Raw genomic sequence first — 23,308 nt, 5'->3', positions numbered from 1 at the left:
CAAACTGAAATTGTAGACAAAAAGGGCCTTCACAGCGGCGAAAATACCGTTGAGAGGCCCTTTGATTATTTCATATAAGGAGTTCAGCTTATCGTAAACCGTTTATTCAGATTACCAAGGTGGTGCATCGCCATCGGCATACTCGTCTTCTTGCTGGCGCTTCTCTTTCAAGCGCTCAGCCACCGTTTCGAACGATTCAGGTTGAAGCAGCTCAATCGGTGAAAAGCCTTTTTCAAACGTAAATGCGTCGCCTTCAATGATAAGCGCGTATCTATCATGCAGCTTCGTAATATGCAGCTTGGCCCCAAAGTCGGACAGCAGTCCACGCACAGCCGTATCATCCAGCTTGAAGCGAACTTCAATTTCCGGCTTTAGCTCAACAATATGCTGTGCAGCCTCTACGACCTGAAGGGGTTCCCATTTTCCTTGCAAATCCCGTTTTTCACTGGCCGCCCACAGCTCCAGATCACGTTCCTCTTGCTGTCTTTCCTCATTGGAAGCATCTGGCCATTTCGTCTCTACATAGTTCTGGACGAAGCCCATGACATGCTCATTAACGATTTCTGGCATGGATTGCTCGTAGGTCACAAATTTCAGAAAATCCTCAAAATACCGGGCATGCGAGGACTGGTGAATTTTAAGCTCCCACTCATCGTTCATCCCCTCCTCCAGCATGTAAGGATACATGATGGATTTCATATTACGGGCTGAAATGGCCATTTCGACCTCACTGACCAGATTGCTTTCGGTAATCCGGGCAATTTTAGGTTCAAAATCACATTTGAGCACAAAAATAAAGGGATCATCGGAGTGTGTATTCAAGGTAGCCTGTACAATGATCAACGCTCCGCCGCGTACCGCGCTCGTATCCAGATACATCCGCACCAGATCGTCGCAGGCATTTTTAAAATCCTCCTTATCCTCTGCTGCCCGCAGCCGGGCGAACATATTGAAATTCGGATTACTGCTCAGTTCATGCTCTGGTTCGACGATAAAGCGGCCAATTTTGGTCGGTGCCTGCTCTGTACTCGGATTTTTCTCGACCTTCCGCTTGCTAATGCGGGCAAATTCCCCGTCCAGAAATTTTTTAACATCGCTTTCGTCATAATCATAGTCATCCATCGTAGCATAATGCTTGTAGGACTTACCACCCTGTCCTTCTTTTCCGTCTACCTGAATTACAAAAAAAGATAAAAAGTCCACTTGAAAGTTCATTTGCGTTTCATACGCTCCTTTTCAGGCATGTACGCGTAATTATATCACTATGGATTTAAAACGTACATCGGATGCAAATCCTCATTGTTCAGATATACATTTTAGTTAACATAATATTTATTATGTAATATTTTTTTGTTCTTTGAAGAAGAATGGCTTGACTTCGGTGCTGACTGATCGTATAGTGTGGATATATCTGTAATCAAGGGAGAGATTTTGATGTCGGTGAACGTTCTTAACTAAGCAACTTCATATTCAGGGAAGACCATTCAGGCGCTTGTGCCCTCCGGGGACAGGTTAGTTTGTTATTGTGTTTTTACCCTGACATTAGTTAAGAACATGCGGATATCATAAATCGCCTCAGGGATTATTTTCTTCTAGGCCTTATTCCGTGCTGTGTTCAGCGCGGTTTTTTTGTTTTCAGATTTTGTAAACTTCCTTTATATACCTCCTATTCATAGCTAATTAGCTTACAAATTGGTTTACTCATGAATGATTTGGAGACGTATAAATTGGAGCTGCAAAAGCTGGATTATAGGCTTATTTGACGATAAATTCCCTCTTTCCTTCAGGGCGGAGAATGAACGATTTGTTCATTCTCCGCCCTTTTTTTATTTCACAGAGAAGGCTCTAAACCATCCTAAAATCACACACTAATGGAGAGATTTATTCATGAATGAAACCACAATGCAGCGTTTGGAATATGACCGGATCAAAACAAGAGTTTCCGAATGTGCTTTTTCTTACCTTGGTAAGCGCCATGCCGCTGCCATGCAACCCATTACAGATATCCGTACGATCAAGATCCGCCTTGACGAAGCAACGGAAGCCTTGCAGCTCATTCGCCACGGTGCAAGTGTTCCTATCCCCTCACTGGAAGGGATGGAACACATTTAATTCTCTCACCAGCCGTCACCGATCCATCATGCAGGAAAATATGATTAGTCAGCGCAGTGGCCGTTATGTGCTTCCAATCAAAAAAGAGTTCCGCAAACAGGTGAAAGGCAATGTGCTGGATGAGTCGGGCAGTGGTCAAACGGTTTATATCGAGCCTGCCGAGATCATAAGTCTGCAATTCGATCAGAGTGCGAACATGGCCGAAGAATCCAAAGAAGAAATGAAGGTGCTGGGAGACCTGACGGCACTCACTGAGTCATACAGCCGGGAGCTGAGCATCAACACAGAGACGGTAGGTATAATCGACTTTGTATTAGCAAAAGCCAAATATGCCAAGGCTATAGATGCTGTCCCTGTGGAGCTTAACCTCAACGGGATTATTGACATCCGAGGTGCACGTCACCCGTTGATGGCAAATTCCATGGTTCCACTTGATTTCTCCATCGGTGAAGGCTATTCCTCGCTCATCATTACTGGACCCAATACAGGTGGAAAAACGATGGCCCTCAAAAGTGTCGGCCTTAACTCTGATGGTACAATCCGGACTACTGGTACCTGTTTCAGAAGGCTCACGAATGGCTGTATTCGAGAACATCGAGGTGGATATCGGAGACGGACAAAGCATCGAGCATGCCTTGAGCACCTTTTCTGCACATATCCGCAACATGATCGGAATTTTGGAAACAACAGGAAACTCCACTCTGATCCTGATTGATGAAATGGCATCTGGAACCGATCCGGGCGAAGGCGTGGGTCTCTCAATCGCTCTGCTGGAAGAATTCCACCGCCGCCGGACAACCGTTGTGGCTACCACGCACTTTAGTGAGATTAAGCATTTTGCCGAAAATACGCCAGGATTCCAGAATGCTCGAATGGAGTTTGATACCGAAACGCTGCAACCATTATACCGTCTCCGAATTGGTGAAGCAGGAGAAAGCTATGCATACGCCATTGCCTTGAAGCTGGGGATGTGGAATCGTATTATCGAGCGTTCTCAGGCCATTTCTGCAAGCAGAGCATCTCGGAATACACAAGATTCGTTCGTTATCCCCCCCGCTCTTGATGATGAAAAGCCTGTTGCTGCAAGTAAAACTCCCTCCAAAAGAGCAGTTTCAGACCCTTCAGCGACGCCGTTTGCCCTTGGCGATAGTGTTTATGTAGGCTACCTGAATCGGACTGGAATTGTATATAAAACTGAGGATGAACGCGGGAATGTGAAGATTTTGATCTAAGGCCAAAAGCTGACCATGAACAAAAAGAGGCTCGTCCTTCACATAGCTGCTACTGAATTATATCCTGACGATTATGATCTGGATATTGTTTTAGAAACCAAGGGAAACCGCAAAAAACGGAAGCTTATGGGACGCAAGCATCTCCAAGGTCTGATCATTGAATCTCCTCCGGAAAATGAAATGTAGTCGCGCATGCATTTTCTCAATCGAAAATAAGCTTTTTTTGAATGTCAGTGAAACTTTGATCTGCAAGCGGACACTTTGAAAGAGTGATCCACTTGCAGATTCTACTTTTGTCATTTGAATGCATGAATAGGACTCATAAATCTTGTTATATTAACATAATATATATTATGTAATCCTGTTGATTTCAAAACGTCTGTAATGCAAAAAGGCGTGTCCAAAGTTAAAGGCACGCTCTATTGTTGGTGTTTTATTGGTTAGCATTACTCAATCCCGCACTCGTCGAAAAATAACTTTGGTCATCATTCAAGATGATACGATTGTTTGTAGTTGTATATAGCACCTAGCAGATTCGCTTCATTTCCTAATCGTAATTACCAGTAAAGGATTTTCAGATATGCCTCCCCCAATAACAAACTTTTCAGGGTCAAGAATTGATTGCAAATTAATGATTTGTGTTGCGATGTTTCTACAGTATTCTTGAAAAATCGTTTGGACGTGATAAAGAATACAATGTTCACAATATGGATGACACAAAGTCGTTGATGCGATTTCCAAGTCAGGGTGCAATTCTTTTTATTTAGTTAACATAATAATTTTTATGTAAACTAAACGTATTTATTTTCAAAATGAACCCATAGTATATACTTACAATCCCGTTATTGGTATCTGAATATCCAGCTTATCCATCGCTTTTTCTTTTTCCCGATCGGTGACATGCGTATATACAGTGGTCGTCTGGATGGAAGAGTGTCCTAGCAGTTCCTGCACAGTACGCAGATCTGCCCCCTTACGTAAAAGCATCGTTGCAAACGTATGCCGCAGCTTATGGCTGGAGTAGGCCACTCGACCTTGCGCACCTTTATCCTGCTGGAATCGCTCGAATGTTTCCGTAGCAATCTGCTGAATAGACCGCACCGCCAAACGGCGGCCTTTTTGCGACACAAACATCGCGTCCTCCTTCCCCCTCCAGGGGGTTAATCTTTCCTCCAATGCACGCTCCACAATATCACACACACCCTCTGGCACCGGAAGCGTTCGCCACTTGCGTCCTTTACCGAACACATCTAAGGTACGTCGTTCACGGCTGTAATCCGAGATATTTAAAGAATGAACCTCTCCCACCCGTAATCCCATATATACCATGAGCAGAAAAATAGCCATGTTGCGATTTGCATATTTGCCCTCCACTGCGAGCAAAAACGGCTGAATTTCCTTTTCATCCAAATAGACAGGCATACGATTCTTCTCGGTCTTTGCTTTTTTAATTCCAAATGCCGGATTCGTGCTGCACAATTCAAATTCCTGCAATGCTTTGTAAAAGCTGCTTACCGCCGCATGCTTTCGGTTCCGCGTACTATCTCCGGCCCCACTTTCCCGCGCTTTAGACAGATATGACATTACATGAATTTTCTTCACCTGATCAAGTGGCTTTTCACGCAGCGTACGTAAGAACTGCTTCACATCCCCCGTATAGTTTTTTTGCGTATGTATCGTATAACCTGCATCTTTCATCCAGATCAAAAAAGCTTCCAGCTCCTCAGCATACACTTCATCAATATCATCAATCATATCCGTCTCCATTTGCCATCCCCCTTTTTCATCCCGATTACCTCCGTTCCGATTCATCATCCCAATATACTGTAAAACGTCTATTTTCGCCTGCTTTTTATCGACAATTCAATCGACATCTTGTGCGTGAGGGCTAATGAAAGTCGATTTAAACCTAAACTGCGTATAATTTATATTATACGCTATTATTTTGGCCGCTTTTTAAGTATAAATAAAGCACTATAGCCTTGTCTACTGCCATTTTGACTGATTTTCTCCTTAGATACCGTTATCACCAGCATTAGGAAGCATATCTAAGAACCTATGGGGTGAGTAGCCGTCGGCGGGACATGGGTGATGTGAAAAGGAATTTTGCTGGCTCGCTCCATTTTCCCTTCATCTTTCAGCACGCTATACTTAAAGAAGTCGAAAGGAAAACTTATTTTCAGCTTATGTTCATTTCAAAAATGTAAGTTATTCATGACAAAGGGAGTGTTCATTTATTTATGAGTACCGAAATGCTGGAACGTCGAAGTGAAATTTTAAAACGGAACATCCATCAGTTGCTGGTTCAGGAAAATCAACACGGCGTGACGCGTCAAGAAAATTACACTTTGCACAAAATGATCAGAGAGCTTCATCAAACTTCTCACGCCTTAAATACTTCCCGTTGATATGAAAAATACGAATGTTTAAATGCAAAATAACCTTTAGCCCCACTTCCTTAGTGGTGTTGAAGGTTATTTTGTCGTGTATAGCTTTTAATGAATAAGTTATGATTTCTTCACGATGTCATCCCTTGGAGCGACTCAGCAGATATAGGAAGTATGGAGCACCAATGATCGCCACGATCAAACCTGTCGGGATTTCTTTCTGTAAAGGTAAGGATCGTGTAATTGTATCCGCCACAAGCACTAACAGTGCCCCAACCAATGCACAGGCCACTAACAGCATCTTATGCTTTGGCCCCACCAGTTTTCTCGCCAAATGCGGAGCAACTAAACCGACGAAGCCGATTCCACCGCTAACCGATACGCTAGAACTGGCCAATCCAACCGCAGCAGCGAGCAGAAGGATGCGTTCTTTTTCAATAGATGTACCTAACCCGGATGCCGTCTGATCTCCCAAATTAAGCACATTCATTACATTGGCCTTGTAGTATGCGAAAGGTAGCAGCACCACAAGCCAAGGTAACAGTGCCATTACAAATTTCCAGTTGGACCCCCATATACTTCCTGCCAACCAATTGGCAACAAACGTATAACTTTCAGGCGTAAGCTTGAGAGTCAAGATGATCATCGCAGCACTGATCCCCGCAGCTACACCAATTCCGCTTAACAGTAACCTTGTCGGAGAAATCCCTTCACCCTTTTTGTAAGAAAGAGCGTAGATCAAAATAGCAGCCGCTCCCGATCCAATCAGCGCAAGGGCAGGTAGTAAAAACAATGAATTCGTTGTTTGCATCGTTGGGAACAGTAATACAAACAGCATAACCATCAGCCCGGCCCCAGCATTAATCCCCAAGATGCCAGGGTCCGCCAAACCATTACGTGAAACTCCCTGCATGATACAGCCAGAAACCGCCAGACCTGCACCGATCAAAACGGAAATAACCATTCGTGGCAATCGGAATTCAAATAAGATTAATTCCTGCTGTGGAGTCCCTTGCCCAAATAAGGTTCTGAAAAGCTCCATTGGCGAAAGTCGAATGGTTCCTGTATTCGCACTAATGGTGAATGCAACAATGAGCAAAATGAGCAGAACGATAACAACGATCCAATCATGGATTTTTTTACGGTGATCTGCTTTGGCAATAGCTCCAGTCGTGATGTTATTCATCTTACAGTGCTCTCCTTTCTTTACGAGCTAGATAAAGGAAGAATGGCACCCCAATTAGGGCAATAAGCACGCCTACTGGTGTTTCCTCCGGTGCATTAATCATACGAGCCGCCAGATCGGCAAACACGATGAGTAAAGCCCCCATAATGGCCGAGCAAGGAATGATCCAGCGATAATCGACACCTACCAGCTTGCGGGTCATATGAGGAATAATCAGTCCTACAAAGCCGATAGATCCTACCAGCGACACTGCCGCCCCCGCCAGAATAAGTACCAAGATCATCCCAAGCACCTTTACAATGCCAGTGCGCTGACCGAGACTGAGCGCAATTTCATCCCCGAGGCTGAGCAACGTAATAGACCGTGACAGCATTAGAGCGCCGATAAAGGCTGCCACAACCCAAGGCAAGACAATCCCCAGTTGCACCCACTTGGTTCCGCTAAGTCCCCCTGCATACCAGAAGGCCAGATCCTGTCCGACATTAAAATACAAGCTGATCGCGTCACCCAAGGCAGACAGCAATGCCGTTACAGCTGCACCCGCCAATACAAGGCGTACTGGCGTAAGTCCACCCTTGGATATGGAGCTTGTACCATATACCATCACAACAGCTAAGGCCGCGCCAACAAAGGAGTACAGCATCAGTTGTAAAAAGGATGACCCGGGAAAAATAGCAAAGCAAATCGCCATCGCCAAACTGGCCCCCGAATTCAATCCAAGCAAACCCGAGTCAGCAAGCGGATTTCGGGTCATCCCCTGCATAATCGCCCCCGCCACAGCGAAGCAGACTCCGATCAACACACCACCCAAAATCCGTGGTAGCCTGATTTCCCAAATAATTTGATGATTTTGTATTTCAGGATTAAAATGAAAGACTGCATTCCATACCTCAAACAGCCTAATAGGAGCTGCACCAAAAGATAGGGATAAAGCGATACCGAACGCCAAAAGGGCTAGTCCGGCTGTTAAGATGAGTGAAGCCGCCCATGGCCGTGAGTGGAATGGAGGCGGCGGCTGGCTATGGTTACTCTGGGCGGGACTCTCCGATGATTCTGATAATTTCATGACTATTTTTCACCCTTACTTGTTGAATAGTATGTAGGCTATCACACAAACCTGTGCTCATGAAGGCATTTGATAATGAGAATTATTATCATGCAATCTTTACTATTGTAAATTAATGCGGCAATGGCTTCAATAGTAAATTTCGACGAACCCATGAAGCCCTGCAATTTTGTGAAAAATAAAGCCCTTTGGCATCAATACCAAAGGGCTGCCAGCAACACCGGAGTAACTACTTCTGTGAAGCCTTCTCTTTATTCCGTTGGACGAGCATGTCTGCGATTTCTTCTGCTTGTCCTACAATGGCAATCGGATCGAAGTACCAATATCGATCCTCCTGTAACTCAAAAACCTTGCCATTTCGGACGGCATCCAGTGACTTCCATATACTGTCCCCTGTATAACCGGCGGTATCCTTGTTAACCGTCAGAAAAATAAAAGAGCCGACATACTGATTAATCACTTCTTTAGATACCGATTTCCATTGAGTCTCACCTAATAATTCCTTTTGGACAAGAGGTGGAGGCGTCAAACCCAGTCCTCTGTATACCGCCTGTCCTCCTCTGCCAAAGTTATCGCCATATACATAATATTCCTTCGTTGAAGCCTCCATGACAGTGAAGGTATCCTCAGGTTGAATCATTCCCTTTAATTTGTCGCGTGCTGCCTGCATCCGCTGATCGTATTGCGCTAGCCACGCTTTAGCCTCCTGATCCTTACCAAGAAGCTCTCCAAAAGCAGTTAATTCCTCATGTACATCCTTATACGTACCATAAGGAATAGCGACAGTCGGTGCAATTTTACTGTATTTCTCATATTCAGTAGCATCTTTGGAACCAATCAAAATCAAATCCGGCTCCAGAGTAAGTACCTTTTCAAAGGACACGCTACCACGATCTCCAATGCTTGTAATGCCCTGTACCAGATCCTTGGAAAACGGATTGTCCAAATAATACTTCACACTCCCCACAGGTTTAATACCGAGAGCTAATAAATCATTCTGATACATATCTACTACGATCCGTTGAGGATGAGTTGGGATTGTAACATCACCATGAATCGTTTGGATTGTCTTTGTTGCAGTTGACTTCTGATTCGTAGAAGTTGGATTCTGCTTTCCGTCAGCCTGCCCCGTATCTCCTCCACAAGCGGTTAGAGCCAGGATGAATGACAGTAGCAGCATTGCAATCCACATTTTCTTTTTCAAAACATTCATTCCTCTCTCTGCTTACATGTCATACTATTTCATTTAGGTACCGTACTGAGCTTGATGCAGACGGCTATATGGACCTTTTACCGCCAGCAATTCTTCATGTCTACCTTGCTCGGCGATTCCCTGATCGGCAACCACGATAATGCGGTCGGCGTTTTTAATCGTTGCCAGACGATGCGCAATAACGAGCGTTGTGCGTCCTTGCGACAACTCTGTCAAAGCCTGCTGAATCGCAGCTTCTGTCTCTGTATCCAGTGCTGATGTTGCTTCATCCAAAATGAGAATAGGTGGATTTTTGAGGAACATCCGGGCAATAGACAAGCGTTGCTTTTGACCCCCGGACAGTTTCACGCCCCGTTCACCAATCATCGTATCCAACCCTTCCGGATATGTACGAACGAGGTCTTCAATCTGAGCCCGTCGGGCGGCATCCCAAATTTCTTCTTCCGAAGCACCTAGCTTGCCATATGCAATATTTTCACGAACCGTTCCATCGAACAGGAACACATCCTGCTGTACGATCCCAATCATGGAGCGCAACGATTCCAGGTTCATTTCACGGATATCCATACCATCAATGGTAATGCTGCCTTCCTCCACATCATAGAAGCGTGGCAACAAGCTGCAAAGCGTCGTTTTACCTGCTCCTGAAGGGCCGACTAGTGCTACAGTCTCTCCCGCATGGATGGATAGGTCCACTTTGCGCAATACTTTGTCTTTGTTTTCATAGCCAAATGTTACACCTGTAAATTGGATTTCTCCATTCAGATGGGTAACGGTCTTGGCCCCTGGCAGATCTTCTACATCCGATTCACTTTCCAATAAATCCAGGTATCGGCGGAAGCCGGCAATGCCTTTGGGATACGTTTCAATAACAGAGTTAATCTGCTTGATTGGTGCAAGAAATACGTTGGACAGCATCACAAACGCGATAAATTCCCCGTACGTCATTTGCCCTTCAATCACAAACCATGTACCGCACACGAGTACAAATAGCGAAACCAGTTTCATCAGAACAAAACTAATCGAAGAATTCCAAGCCATAATACGGTAAGCAATTAGCTTGGTTTTACGGAATCGTCCATTGTTCTCAGCAAAACGTTCCATTTCATGCTCTTCGTTCGAAAATGCTTGTACAACGCGGATACCACTGACATTATTTTCGATGCGTGCGTTGTAATCTGCGATATCCGAAAACATGCGATGGAAAGCAGCATTCATTTTACGGCTAAAATACAAGGACAAGTAAATCATAAGCGGCACAATAATGAACGTCAGCACTGCCAGCTTCCAGTTAATGCCTAGCATGATGCCGAAGGCCCCTCCCAGTGTCATCAACGCGATAAACAAATCTTCAGGTCCGTGGTGGGCGATTTCCCCGATATCCATCAGATCGTTGGTCATACGGGAGACGAGATGCCCTGTTTTGTTATTATCAAAAAAACGGAAGGATTGCTTTTGAATTCGATCAAACAGCTTTTTACGCATGTCCGATTCGATGTTAATCCCCAGCTTATGGCCCCAATAGGTAACCACGTAATTTAATCCGGCACTGACTACATAAATACCAAGCAGTCCTATACAAGCATATAAAATCCACTTCCAGTTCCCGCTAGGTAGCAAATCATCGACCACCCGGTTGACGGCAAGTGGAAAAGCCAACTCCAGCAGTGCAGCCAGCAAGGCGCAAGAGAAATCAATAATAAACAAAGTCCGGTAAGGACGGTAATATTCAAAAAAACGTTTTAACATATATGACTTCTCCTTTCTTATTTCAAGTGATTATTTAGGATCGACGGAAAGCATGTTAACCGCTTCATCCAGCGATTTGTCAATCGCAAGCGGTGAGTACGTAAACCACGGGTCAGCTTTGATGAAATATACTTTGTGGTTTTTAACCGCAGGAAGATTTCTCCACAGTGCGCTTTGCTCGATTTCCTTGAGGATTCCATCCTTGCTCTCTTCATCATAAACCAGCATAATAATTCGGTCCCCTGACAGTTCAGGCAGCTTTTCCATAGAGATGCTATCGTAAACGAAATTAAAGTTTGGGTCCTTCGCCAGCTTTTGGCGTATGTACTCAGGAGGATTCAATTCCAGTGAACGGTAAATGACATGTCCTACATTCCGCGCCCCATACACTCTTAGAACATCCTTTCCGTAAGTCATGTAAATCGTGACCGTTTCGCCTTTCTTAAATTTTCCAGCCAGCTTCTTCCGGCCTTCGGCAGCCTTTTGATCCAGATTAACAATCCACTGCTCAGCTTCCTTTTCCTTGTCCTTACCTAGCACGGCGGCAACATCCCGAAATTGCTTGAACACATCCCCTGCTCCAAAAGAAACGACTACGGTTGGAGCAATTTTCTCCAGCTGCTCCTTCACTTCGGGAGTGATATCTTCTGTTGTTATGATCAGGTCTGGCTGTAGCTCCAGCACCTTTTCTACATTCGTCGGGTTCCCAATATCTGCAATTCCGTCAATCTTACCCTTTAAATATTCGCCCTCCAACAAATGGGAAGCAGCACCTACCGGCTTAACTCCCAAGGCGAGTATGGCATCCAAATATTGCGTCGTAATAACCCGTTGCGGATTTACAGGGATATTGATCTTGTTGCCAGTGGCATCTGTATATTCACGCATGGCAACCGTTTGGGATTGCCCGGAAGAGTCGTTAATGCTTGTCTTTCCGTTGGTCTGACTGCGGGTATCTGTGTTTCCACAAGCACCCAGTATAAACGTTAGTAGAACCACGAGGCACAGCGTAATCCCCGATTTTACCCCGTTACTTTGTTGCAAGATGATGTCCTCCTTAAGTATATACACTAAAAAATGATAGTGATTCTCATTATCATACAATTGTTATTCTATCTTTTACCGCTACTTCTTACAACACTAAAATTAAAAACTTCCATATTATACGAAGCAAATGATTCCTGTCTCATAAAAAAACGGACTGATCGCATTCTCGCATCAGCCCGAAATCTTAAATATATGGGGGGTTACGCCCATTTTATTTCTTCTGATCCATCAGTTCCCCATTTGAGAGCCAAATCAATTTTGGTAACGCCTTCAGGAATGGGTAAGCCGGCATCGGCCACGACAATATAGTCCGTGTGGCCGAGATCCGACAGTACTTTGGATATATGACTGTTCAGGATTCCATGTTTTTTCATATTATAATTGTTCCTCCACTTCACGCCGCGTTGGCATACCACCCTGTGCCCCAAACTTGGTAACGGACAGCGATGCAGCACGATTGGCGAATTTCACACTATTTGCCAGCGATTTCCCCTCAGACAGCGCCACCGCAAATGCAGCGTTAAATGTATCCCCTGCACCTGTCGTATCCACGGCTTCTACTTTATAAGTAGGAACAACGACCTCCTGTTCTCCGTCGAAGAATCGTACACCGTTGCTGCCTTCCGTAACAAACAGCTTGTTCGGATATTGACGCAGAGCCTCTTGAAGGCTTTGGCCCTTGAACATAATAGCAGCTTCATGCTCATTGGGCGTAATGTATGTCGCGTTCTCAATCACATTTGCTTCCACCTCACGAGCCGGAGCAGGATTCAGCAGCAGCGGCACCTCATACTTGGCGCAAATTTTGCTCACGTATACGACCGTTTCCTCCGGTATTTCCTGTTGGATGAGCACCATATCCGAATTTCGGATCACATCGAGTGCTTCCTCTACATAGGCTGGAGTTATTTCATTATTCGCTGCTTTTACAACGACAATACTGTTATCACCTTCAGCCAGTACGATATGTGCTGTGCCACTTTCCATATGTGTAACCGGTTTCACATAGCCAACATGAACATGATTTTCTTCAAAGTTCCTTAAAATCTGTTGACCAAAATGATCATCCCCTACGCGTCCAATCATCGTAACTTCCGCTCCGAGACGGGCCGCAGCTACTGCCTGATTGGCTCCTTTCCCTCCGGGTACGGTTGTAAAGCTTTCACCCAGTACGGTTTCTCCTGCGCCGGGGCGCTTGGATGAAGTCACTACAAGATCCATAGAGCTGCTTCCAACAATCGTGATTTTAGCCATGATAATCCACCTTTCTGGTCGTTTCCCGTTCAATGAATTTGACGGGCAATTGTATGCTTGAATGGGTAAGTATGCTCGAATGAAGATTAGGTACGCTTGACTTCGTTACTTGTGACTGCTCAATCAGTTGAATCAGCAGACCTGCTGCTTCCCATCCCATTTCATAAGCGGGCTGCCGGATCGTTGACAATGGCGGGAATAACAAGCTGCTTAATGGTATATCATCAAACCCGATAATCTGAACATCATCCGGGATTATCTTTCCTAATCGATGTGCCTCGTGCATCACCGCTGTAGCCACAATATCGTTACTCGCAATGACTCCGTCTGTATCAGGATGCTTGTTGAACAGCTCTTTGGCCCACAGCTCGGCTTCCTTGAACGAAAAGGACGTCGTCTTGACGACATGATAAGTAATATTCGATTGCTGAAGCTCTTCAACCGCCCCGCGAAAACGATCCTGCGCCGGACGAATATGTGCCGGGCCCTGCATGACTGTAATTTGTTTGCTGCCACGGGCCACGATTTCCTGCGCTGCAAGTCGACCGCCATGAGCACCATCGGCGTATACGGAGGGGCTATCATTGGAAGTCCGATCGAGAAAAACGACAGGGATTTTCAGCTTGGCGTAGCAATCAGCATTGGGATCATTTGTAGATGAAATGACGCCAACGACATTATTTTGAATAAAGGTATCCATGTAATCCAGTTCTTTTTGCTGATCTTCATCACAATTACCAAAAATAATTCGAAAATCATTTTCCTGCATTCGATCCTCCACTCCACGAGCTAGCAAGGGAAAGTAAGGATTCGTAATATCCGGCAGAAGCAGGCCGATTAATTTGGATTTCTTTTTGTACAGAGAACGAGCCACTTCGTTGGGTTTGTAATTTAGTTGCTTAACAGCGGCCTCAACCTTGCGACGTGTATCCTCATGCACGTATCCGGTTTCATTAATAACTCTGGATACGGTCGCTACCGAAACGCCTGCAAAGCTGGCGACCTGTTTAATTGTTGTCATTGTGTAGTTTCAACTCCAATATGTAACCGGTTACAAATATAAAATATCACAGCATTTATTCTTTGACAAGTATTAAATATTTGCACGCAGCAGGCTTTGGCCTTATAATTCTAATGTAACTGATTGAGTTTCACCTTCGATAAGAAATCTAAACGTGAGCTTACTCACTTCCGGTTACTCGATAAAATACGTATACATGGAGGCTTTTCCTTATGAATATCGAAGTTTGGTCTGATTATATGTGTCCGTTCTGTTATATCGGCAAACGCCGTTTGGAACAAGTATTGCAGCAATTCCCGCACCACAATGAGGTGAAATTGACGTTTAAGAGCTTTGAGCTGAACCCGGACGCTGTAAAAGATAGTGGTAAAACGATCAATGAAGAGCTGTCGGCCAAGTATGGCGTCAGTCTGCAAGAGGCTCAGGCTATGAATGATCGTATGAACGAAAACGCACGCTCGGCGGGTCTGGAATACAATATTCATGCGATGGTGCCAACCAACTCGCTGGATGCCCACCGCTTAACGCTGTGGGCTCAAACACAAGGCAAAATGCTGGAGCTGAGCGAGCGCTTATTCCAGGCTGTGTTCATAGAAGGCAAGCATACAGGTGACCCTGAAGTGCTGGCGGCGTTGGCTGCCGAGGTTGGTCTGGATCGAGACGAAGCCGCTGCTGTGCTGGCCAGTGATCGCTATACGGATGAAGTTAGAGCCGATGAAGCCGAGGGTGCTGGGTTGGGTGTTCGTGGTGTGCCATTCTTTGTTTTTGATCGTAAATTTGCTGTTTCGGGTGCTCAACCGGACGAGGTATTCCATGATGCCCTGCAAAAAGCATGGGACCAACGCTCTCCGTTCACGATGGTAAGCGCAAGCTCCTCCGCAGACGATGCAGGTGGTGTATGCACAGACGACGGTTGTGAGCTTCCACGCCGCGAGAACTGATCGATGAGTGAACAGCGATTCACAGCTTCTTAACTAACCCTCCTAAAAAGCGTGCTAACATCCGATTCATTCTGATGCTGGCACGCTTTTTTAAAATATTTGTTACATCGATTTGATCATCCCGCCATCGACAAGAATGGTGCTGCCTGTCAAATAGGACGAGGCTTCAGATGCCAGAAAAGCAATCACTCTCCCGAACTCTTCCGGCTCCCCATATCTTCCCAACGGAATACCTTCTTCAGCTTGCTTGCGAACCTGATCCAATGTTTGCTGAGTCTTCTCGGCCCGATGCTCATCCAAGCTTCGCACACGATCGGTTGCAATTCTTCCCGGCGCTACGGTATGTACCAGGATATTGTAAGGAGCTAATTCCAGAGACAGTGTTTTCGCCAAGCCAGCGACACCCGTACGTAGTGTATTCGAGATAATAAGACCCGGAATCGGCTGCTTAACCGAGGAGGATGCAATATTTAAAATTCGGCCGCTTTGTTGTTTTTTCATATAAGGTAGAGCTTCACGAATTAACCGGATATGACTAAGCAAATTTTGCTCAAAGGCTTGCAGCCAAACTTCATCCGTAAAATCATCAAAGGTTCCCGCAGGAGGCCCGCCCGCATTGTTAACTAAAATATCGACGGTGCCGAACAAATCTGCTGTACGACGGATAGCTTTGGAAATATGTTCAGGTTTCGTTACATCGCAAACCACATATTCGACGCGCCCGCTGGCCGTTTGTTGGAGTTCAGCCTGTGTATGTTGAAGCTCCGCTTCGTCCCGTCCCGAAATCACGACATTCGCACCTTCACGCGCCAGCTCCCGTGCGCTTGCCTTGCCAAGTCCTTTGCTGGAGCCTGCAACAAAGGCAGCTTTTCCCGTTAATCCTAAATCCATCTATGCCACTCCCTTTTCTCTGTGTTCTCTATTTAATTGTACATATGAACAGCATGTAATGCGAGTAGCCCCTCTTGGGTTATATAAAATTTTATTATACGCCCAGCCTATTTCCACAGTATAATGGACGATGCACATGCATTTTTAAGAAATCGCACAATAGAAAGAAGATGAACCAGATATGTTCGGCACTATTCTTTTAGACGTAGTTTTACCTATTTTTGTACTCATCGGTTTTGGTTGTATCATGCAATATTATTTTCGACTGGATTTGTATACCTTAGCTAAGATCAATTTTTACTATATTACCCCTGCGGTTGTGTTTACCGGTCTTTATAACTCGGAAATTTCGTTAATGCTCATGGGGGAGGTTTCTCTTTTTTACGCCTTGTACATAGCCATTTTGTACGTCATCAGTACAACTGTTTCCAGATCTTTGAAGTATAGCCCTGGAATGCGGGGAGCTTTTACAAACAGTGTCATGCTTGATAATTCTGGAAATTACGGTCTGCCGATCAATCAGCTAGTATTCAAAGGTGATCCGCTGGCTACGTCCGTTCAAGCACTGATTATGACCTTTCAAAGCTTTGTCACGTTTACATACGGTACTTTTGTTGTACAAAACGGCAAGGCCGACAGTCGAAAAATTCTGATTAATTTTTTAAAAATGCCAGTTCCTTACGCCCTCGTGCTGGGCTTGCTGTTGAACCTGTTGCACAGTCCATTGCCCAATTTACTGGCAGAACCGTTGAATTATATCAGTCAGTCGATGGTTGCCGTTGCCCTGCTTACCTTGGGAGCGCAAATTGTGCAATATCCCTTTCGTCTGCGGCGTACAGCCGTGTATATTAGTATGGTGCTGCGTCTGATTGTTGGTCCTGCGGTCGGTTTTCTGATCGTACTCCTGCTGGGGCTTAAAGGGATTCCTGCTCAAGCCCTGCTGATTGCCTCTGGTATGCCTACCGGTGTTAATACAAGTATTCTGGCGGAAGAATATAAAAATGAACCCGATTTCGCAGCTCAAACGGTACTTCTTTCTACCATTGTGAATGTCATTACAATGACACTGTTGATTTCAGCATCCCGGTATCTTGTTTGATTGGATTGGATTATACAAGCCGAATAGTGCTTCCCATCGCCAACACTTTGCTTGTACAGCACTATTCCGCATACTCCGTTTTTAACGTTCATTTTTTCGTGTTCGACTTATATGGAACCGCTTTTGTCTGAGGACAAGAGCATTTTTTCTCAAAAAAAGAACATACGTTCGGGATGATTTGCCTTTTTCCTGATTAAAGTGGTATGTGTGTTTTGTGGAGATTGCGTGCGAGAAAGAATTGTTTATCTATTATGAATTTTTCATATAGTGAAATAATTATATTGGTGTGTTAATGAGAATCAACAATGCCAACACAAATAAAGCCAGCTCGCTCATCAGGAGTGGCTGGCTTTAGGATTATTCTTATGCTAAATGCTGCAAAGCAGTTAGCCATTTTAGCAATCGTCCTCTTTTCGCTCGGATTTCGCTTACCTTAACAGGGTTTACGGCTCTATCCCCCATTGCTTGCTTCCAGACAAATAAGCAGTTACCTTAGTGGAATCTTTTAAACTGGTTGCTGTGGCGTCAAAGGAATAATCATCGGTTTGGGTGTAATTGCTCCAGTCCGTTTTGGTTACCCTGGTTTGTAGCTCCACACTTTGACCGGGATCTAAAGAACCCGTCCCTGGCTTAAAGCCCATTTCCATATAAGAATCTGCTCCCGGTTTTGGATTGGACAGTGTTTTGAAGCTAGCGATCACATTCTCAGGACCAACACTTGACCAATCTGCGAAGAAATTTTGGGACTTCTCCCCATTTATAGTGTAATAATAACGCATCGTCACATCGGCAAGGGAAACCGATGAAGCTCCTGTATTCGTAATTTTAAACTTGGAGCTGATCGTATTGCTTGTTTCGGATACATTCCCATTGAAGGTCTGTACCTTGAGAACACCCTGTTCTGTTCCCGGCTCGCTTGGTGTATTTTCCTTTACTGTCACCGTAAACTGCACATCACTACCTGCATTAAAATGAAACATTAGCGCTGTATCTCCTTTAGGGAGTTTGGACAAATAACTATTGGAGAAGGTGACCGTTTCGCCATTGAGCGTATAATCTTCACCTTTATTCAGCACTACGCTACCCTGCTGGATAGCGTCTAACGTATTACCGTTCAGTGTAAGCTTGACGGAAATATTGGTATTTGTGTTATCTTGTCCATAGGTGGCAGTTGTCGGCGTAATGCTAGACTGACCCGCAGATGGTTGATCACCGCCCAATCGATCTGCTACCAGAATGCCGCGGCCATTCGTTCCCAGATAAGCACGTCCATAAACTCGGGGGTCACCGATAATGGTCGTCGCCCGTGCATATTGATGCTTGTCGTCATTAATACGTACCCAGTTTGCGCCATCATCGTCCGAACGGTAAAATCCGCGTGTACCGTCGATTTTACCAACGATGAATACAGCTGCATTGGTACGATTCGGTGCTGCTTTACCAAAGCCTACAAAGTCTGCCTCCTGCACATTAGCGAGTTTGGTGAACGTAACACCGGAATCCTTGGAATGCCACAAGCCGTATGGCCCTCCATCCTCAGAGCCCCCAGCGAACCACACATCCCCTTCTACTCCACGTACTGCATCAATATCGGCATTACCTACGGTTGGCAAGCCAGATACCGCCGAGGCTGTGAACGATACGCCTCCATTGGTGCTGACATATATTTTTCCGTCGGCGAATGCATAGTATTTGTTGGGATTCACCCGATCCGAGGCAATCTTCGCGTTCGCTGGAATACCTGTACTTGCGGTCCATGAGTTGCCGCCTGTTTTGGAGTAAAATACGCCTTTGTCCGATGTGCTCCAAAGCAAGCCATTACCATCTGCCGCAACAGCTACGCTTCCCCCTCCTGCTGTACCGGAAGGCTCACTGTTCGCTTTATGCCAGTTTGCTCCGCCATCATTGGAGAAGCCAATGGATTTGGCATTCGGATCTTTTTGGTAATCGGCTTTGCCTACCCGCGCCATAAAAGCTGGATTCAGCTCGGCATAGTCGATGCTTTCACTGCTTGTAAAAGTGGGATTATCCAGCATTTTAGCTGGAGCCTTGAACAGATCGTCATGTCTGAAACCGGAGACATCCCCTACTGCACTCACCAAAGGTGCACCGGTTGGAGGGCTTACAAGATCCAAAATCGCCGTTTCCTCTACCCCCTTAGCGGCTACCGAAATGTCCAGCTTGCCGCCCTTGTCCCAATTCGTCACATTTTTGGAGCCGTAAATCGTAGCTCCTGTGCCGTATAACATATGGTCTGAATTAAATGGATCAATCTCCAGATCCCCGATCATCCAGCCCAGCTTGGGCGATATTTCCGGCGGAGCAGGGTTGGCATTAAAAGTCAGCCAAGGTGCAGCTGTTATATCCAAATTATATTTCAGCTTGCGAGTTGGATAACCATCGAATTCCCAAATGGGGCTCCAGGTTGACCCGCTGTCGATGCTGCGATAAATCGTTGCATCCGGCCACCAGGAATTCAGCGTAGCCACCATCAGAGTACCGGGCTTCTGCGCGTCTACTGTCAATCCACCATATCCAAAATAATTGTCCGTGCTGCTACTGGCAATAGGACTTATATTGGTCCATTGACCGCTGGCTGTATTCAATTTCCATACATCACCCTTTGTCCCGTCATATGGACCCGCCCCATCACTATAAGAGATATACAGGTTGCCGTCCGATGACAACACGCCATGATGCGGTAAATAGCCCGTTGGTTGTCCTGCTACAGCGGACCAGGTTGACCCGCCATCCGTACTGCGATAGACACTTTGGTTCTTATCAGCTACCCCTACATAAATCGTCTGGGTAGCTTTGCTGGCAGAGCCTGTCTTTTTGTCAAACGTAATCCAGGCCAAACCGACAATATCACTGGTGTACTCATTGGAAGGGTCCTGAACATACGTGCCCGGATTCGAGAAGCTGCTCACCTTGCTCCAGGTTACCCCGTAATCCGAGCTTTTCCATAGTCCATTACCGCTCCGTGCCCCGAAGAACAAAATATTGTTCTTATTGGGATCAATTGTCAGACGCTCGCCCATCGAGCGTCCTGGCATATTCCCTCCCACCTTAAAAGGAAGCTTCGTTGTCTGCCACGTATTGCCCCGGTCGGTCGACCGCATAATCTGCCCGTTTTGCTTGTCCCATGAATTGGTATACGTACCTGTAGCTATATATACACGATTCGGATCAACAGGATCGGTCGCCAACGCATCTACGCCATTTTTGTTCCAATCTTCCCAACCCACAGAATCCGTCAACGGAATCCAGCTCTCGTCAGCGGGATTCCAGCGATAAGCACCTCCGATATCCGTACGGGCATAGATCAGATTTTTTTCCTTCTCATTAAAAATGATACCTGGCACAAAACCGCCACCGCCACCCGTGACCACACTCTTCCAGGTGTACTCATCACTTGGAGGAGCAGCATGTGAGGGCGTTATCAACCCTGTCCAGGAAGCACCCGCTACCACAAGGGCCAAACATGCGATCCTAAACCTGCTTTTTACCTTAGTCAATGAATTCAACCTCCTTCTCTATTTTCATTTGAATATGCAAATATTTTTCATATCAAAGAAACCAGTCGATTCCAGATTCGTTCCTAATCATTGTCTTTCCAACAACCAACATAGTCTGATAAAAGCTTCTCTCGGTCTCACCTCCAGTCGTTATCCATGAAATACAACAGGAACCACATTTTATAAAGCGCTTACATTTGTCTCGCTCAATACATTCGTCATCCTTTTCTCATTTCCTTGTGTAAAAAATCAAGATTATGTTAATATCATTACTTGCTTCACAGCTTACAGTATGGGCTTGATCCTTCACCTGGACATTGATACTTTTTAAATACTTCTATTATGAATTTTTCATGTATTGAAATAATCAATTCATTTCTCATTCTTTAATATCTGTCAAAATACTTTGATATACGCCAAAAAACCGCGCTATGCGCGGTTCCATTTTACGTGAATGCTATCAATAAGCATTAAATATATCCTTTATTATTGCAACTATTCAAGCGCCAACACCAAAAATATGTGGCCTGACACAAGCAATGCACGCTCATCAAAATCAAAATGAGGAAGGTGTTGAGCATAATGTGTTCGTTCATCCTCATTACGCGCCCCCACATGAATGAAAGCTCCCGGCCGTCTCTCCAAGTAATAAGCAAAATCCTCTGCTCCATACAGCCTGCCGACAAATCGAATGATAACAACTTGATCACAGATCAATTATTGTACCTTTTTGTAAATTTCCTCCCGCTTAGCATCTCTATAGATGGATAGAAGACTTAAATTGAAAACGCAAAAAAGAGCCGACAGGAGGCTCTCCCCGACTCATTTTGTTACTAATTACAGTTTTGAATTTTTCAGGTATTGAAAAACTGACTTATACTCCCTCGTACTGGATGAGTCTGCTCCCTGTAGTCCCCATCCGTATAACTGCCAATCACCTTCCGCCAAAAGGACTGCGCTGCCCTGTTCGTGCTCATCTGCGTTACCTTCCAACGCCCGGCAAAACGTCCAAACAGCTCATGAGCCGCCCAAGTACCGACACCCTTATGCCGATAAGGACGAAGCACAAAGAACTCAGCCATGTAGTAGTCAGCCTCCCGATTGCTGGACATCTGGTCAACCAATGCGAAACCTACGGGAACGTCCTGCCTCCAGATTAGAAAAGGCAGCTTCTGTTCACCGCTTGTCCAGTATTGATACAAGTCCGGGTAAGCCGGGAAGGTGCCGTTTTCTGTAACATCAATTTGAAGATAGGCTGTAAAATCATATAAATAAAATTGCATGAGCTGCACAATAATGTCTTTCTGCGACTCCGGTGCACTTTTTATGGACAGCTTCAATTTCGACTGAATGTCATACCCCATATCTTCACCTCTCTTGACGGATCAGTTCGTTCTTTACTTCGATTTGCATCCCAATCTCACATTCCCTCCGGTGCTGTTCAAAATATGCTAAAATACATATATTATGACCGGACGAGGTGGAGCCCAATGAATATACAAAAGATCATCGACCGGCGCAAACTGGATGAAAAAATGCCGGGATTACCATGGTACGTGCAGCAATTTATGGATTACAAGCTACCCGACCTGTCCCCTTCCACATTGCTGGAATATGTGCGGGATTATGAAGCTTTTTTTACATGGCTTCGCTCAGAGGGCTTGTCTGCCGGAGAGACGAACGCCCAAGTTACACTGGAAGAATTGGAGACGCTCCATATGGATAGTATTACAGGCTATCGTTTGTTTCTATCGACTAAGCGTGAAGGCTCCAATTCCCGCATTACGATTTCACGTAAGCTTTCGTCCCTGCGTTCCCTCTTTCATTATTTGAGCCAGATCGCTGAGGATGAAAACTTTTATCCTTTGCTCAAACGCAACATTATGGCCAAGGTCGAAATCAAGCGCATACATAAACCCAAGGACACGGCCGCCAAGCTCAAAGGAAAAATACTAGAGGAGGAGGAGCTGCTTGAATTTATCGGCTATATTTATGAAGGCTATGGACAAGATTTGGCCGGTAACAAGCAGGCACTGTACTCCTATGAGCTGAACAAGGAACGGGACGCCTGTATTGCCAGTCTCATTCTGAACTCGGGCCTGCGCGTATCTGAAATCGTCAATCTGAATCTGGACGATCTGGATGTAAACAACAAATTACTATATGTGTACCGTAAAGGCCACAACGATGAGACCTTTAAAACGCCAGTATATTTCCGCGAGCAGTCCAAAGATGATCTGGCACTCTATTTATCCCTGCGGCATACCCGTTATCGCGCACCCAAAAAGGAAAAAGCGCTCTTCGTCGCACGTCCCAACGGCAGTACGGAAGGCAAACGGATGACCAAAAGAGCGATTCAGGCGATGATTATCAAGTATGCCAAACGGTTCGGCAAGCCTTACCTGACCGTTCACAAGCTCCGTCATTCCTTTGCCACCGACTACTATCTGCAAAACGATATTTACAAAACGAAGGAACAACTCGGTCATGCTTCCACAGAAACGACAGAAGTCTATGCCCATCTGACCGACAAGACCATGTCCCAAGCGATTGAACGGCGGGTGGAGACTCAAACCGACTCAGCCGATTGAT

The 23,308-nt window shown here is 45.3% G+C and carries 18 protein-coding genes and 2 pseudogenes; 5 read left to right on the top strand and 15 right to left on the bottom strand.

Annotated features, from left to right (window positions below; all coding sequences use genetic code 11):
* Positions 1-111: 111 nt before the first annotated feature.
* Complete coding sequence (locus tag ACIFQM_RS02980; protein ID WP_430041149.1) at positions 112-1,215, bottom strand: DUF3900 domain-containing protein; 1,104 nt, start codon at positions 1,213-1,215, stop codon at positions 112-114.
* Positions 1,216-1,887: 672 nt separating this feature from the next.
* Here ACIFQM_RS02980 and ACIFQM_RS02975 point away from each other — a divergent pair.
* Positions 1,888-3,530 (top strand): annotated as a pseudogene (locus tag ACIFQM_RS02975) (endonuclease MutS2).
* A gap of 354 nt (positions 3,531-3,884) precedes the next feature.
* On the opposite strand, the gene ACIFQM_RS02970 reads toward ACIFQM_RS02975, so the two are convergent.
* Positions 3,885-3,971 (bottom strand): hypothetical protein, encoded by an 87-nt coding sequence (locus tag ACIFQM_RS02970; protein WP_430065011.1) that lies wholly within the window; start codon positions 3,969-3,971, stop codon positions 3,885-3,887.
* Positions 3,972-4,175: 204 nt separating this feature from the next.
* Positions 4,176-5,111, bottom strand: coding sequence for a tyrosine-type recombinase/integrase (locus ACIFQM_RS02965; RefSeq protein WP_430047137.1), 936 nt, complete (start codon positions 5,109-5,111; stop codon positions 4,176-4,178).
* A gap of 473 nt (positions 5,112-5,584) precedes the next feature.
* On the opposite strand from ACIFQM_RS02965, the gene ACIFQM_RS02960 reads away from it, so the two are divergent.
* On the top strand, positions 5,585-5,752 hold the full coding sequence (locus ACIFQM_RS02960; RefSeq protein WP_007432475.1) for a hypothetical protein: 168 nt from the start codon (positions 5,585-5,587) through the stop codon (positions 5,750-5,752).
* 118 nt (positions 5,753-5,870) lie between these two features.
* Here ACIFQM_RS02960 and ACIFQM_RS02955 read toward each other — a convergent pair whose 3' ends face one another.
* From ACIFQM_RS02955 to ACIFQM_RS02920, 8 genes and pseudogenes are all read right to left on the bottom strand, one after another.
* Positions 5,871-6,917, bottom strand: a complete 1,047-nt coding sequence (locus ACIFQM_RS02955) for a FecCD family ABC transporter permease (RefSeq protein WP_430041147.1) — start codon at positions 6,915-6,917, stop codon at positions 5,871-5,873.
* Position 6,918: 1 nt separating this feature from the next.
* Positions 6,919-7,983: a FecCD family ABC transporter permease gene (locus ACIFQM_RS02950; protein ID WP_430041146.1), complete on the bottom strand. Its 1,065-nt coding sequence runs from the start codon at positions 7,981-7,983 to the stop codon at positions 6,919-6,921.
* Between the two features lie 229 nt (positions 7,984-8,212).
* Positions 8,213-9,196, bottom strand: coding sequence for an ABC transporter substrate-binding protein (locus ACIFQM_RS02945; RefSeq protein ID WP_430041145.1), 984 nt, complete (start codon positions 9,194-9,196; stop codon positions 8,213-8,215).
* Positions 9,197-9,229: 33 nt separating this feature from the next.
* Positions 9,230-10,945, bottom strand: coding sequence for an ABC transporter ATP-binding protein (locus tag ACIFQM_RS02940; protein ID WP_430041144.1), 1,716 nt, complete (start codon positions 10,943-10,945; stop codon positions 9,230-9,232).
* 30 nt (positions 10,946-10,975) lie between these two features.
* Entirely contained in the window at positions 10,976-11,989 is a 1,014-nt protein-coding gene (locus ACIFQM_RS02935) for an ABC transporter substrate-binding protein (RefSeq protein WP_430041143.1), read from the bottom strand.
* A 215-nt stretch (positions 11,990-12,204) separates the two neighbouring features.
* A pseudogene (locus tag ACIFQM_RS02930) lies at positions 12,205-12,366 on the bottom strand (RbsD/FucU domain-containing protein); the annotation flags it as partial.
* A gap of 1 nt (position 12,367) precedes the next feature.
* Positions 12,368-13,246 carry a ribokinase gene (gene rbsK, locus ACIFQM_RS02925; protein WP_430041142.1) on the bottom strand — a complete coding sequence of 293 codons (879 nt, stop codon included), beginning with the start codon at positions 13,244-13,246 and terminating at the stop codon, positions 12,368-12,370.
* Complete coding sequence (locus ACIFQM_RS02920) at positions 13,239-14,267, bottom strand: LacI family DNA-binding transcriptional regulator (RefSeq protein WP_430041140.1); 1,029 nt, start codon at positions 14,265-14,267, stop codon at positions 13,239-13,241. Before ACIFQM_RS02920 ends, rbsK begins: the two co-directional genes overlap by 8 nt.
* Before the next feature lie 212 nt (positions 14,268-14,479).
* Between ACIFQM_RS02920 and ACIFQM_RS02915 the strand changes: the two genes are divergently transcribed.
* Complete coding sequence (locus tag ACIFQM_RS02915) at positions 14,480-15,208, top strand: DsbA family oxidoreductase (protein ID WP_430041139.1); 729 nt, start codon at positions 14,480-14,482, stop codon at positions 15,206-15,208.
* Between the two features lie 102 nt (positions 15,209-15,310).
* On the opposite strand, the gene ACIFQM_RS02910 is transcribed toward ACIFQM_RS02915, so the two are convergent.
* A complete protein-coding gene (locus tag ACIFQM_RS02910) occupies positions 15,311-16,099 on the bottom strand; it encodes an SDR family oxidoreductase (protein WP_430041137.1) in 789 nt (262 codons plus the stop codon).
* A 181-nt stretch (positions 16,100-16,280) separates the two neighbouring features.
* On the opposite strand from ACIFQM_RS02910, the gene ACIFQM_RS02905 reads away from it, so the two are divergent.
* A complete protein-coding gene (locus ACIFQM_RS02905; RefSeq protein ID WP_430041135.1) occupies positions 16,281-17,198 on the top strand; it encodes an AEC family transporter in 918 nt (305 codons plus the stop codon).
* Positions 17,199-17,641: 443 nt separating this feature from the next.
* On the opposite strand, the gene ACIFQM_RS02900 is transcribed toward ACIFQM_RS02905, so the two are convergent.
* The 3 genes from ACIFQM_RS02900 to ACIFQM_RS02890 form a co-directional block, all read right to left on the bottom strand.
* Positions 17,642-20,716 (bottom strand): X2-like carbohydrate binding domain-containing protein, encoded by a 3,075-nt coding sequence (locus ACIFQM_RS02900; RefSeq protein WP_430065001.1) that lies wholly within the window; start codon positions 20,714-20,716, stop codon positions 17,642-17,644.
* 495 nt (positions 20,717-21,211) lie between these two features.
* Complete coding sequence (locus ACIFQM_RS02895; RefSeq protein WP_430041131.1) at positions 21,212-21,433, bottom strand: hypothetical protein; 222 nt, start codon at positions 21,431-21,433, stop codon at positions 21,212-21,214.
* A gap of 137 nt (positions 21,434-21,570) precedes the next feature.
* The gene (locus tag ACIFQM_RS02890) at positions 21,571-22,080 is read right to left on the bottom strand and encodes a GNAT family N-acetyltransferase (RefSeq protein WP_430041130.1); all 510 of its coding nucleotides are present in this window, start codon (positions 22,078-22,080) and stop codon (positions 21,571-21,573) included.
* A gap of 126 nt (positions 22,081-22,206) precedes the next feature.
* Between ACIFQM_RS02890 and xerS the strand changes: the two genes are divergently transcribed.
* On the top strand, positions 22,207-23,307 hold the full coding sequence (xerS, locus tag ACIFQM_RS02885; RefSeq protein WP_430041129.1) for a tyrosine recombinase XerS: 1,101 nt from the start codon (positions 22,207-22,209) through the stop codon (positions 23,305-23,307).
* Position 23,308 lies beyond the last annotated feature (1 nt).

Source organism: Paenibacillus sp. NRS-1782 (assembly GCF_050467685.1).
Classification (GTDB): Bacteria; Bacillota; Bacilli; order Paenibacillales; family Paenibacillaceae; genus Paenibacillus; species Paenibacillus terrae_A.
This window is presented reverse-complemented; position numbering and strand designations above follow the sequence as displayed.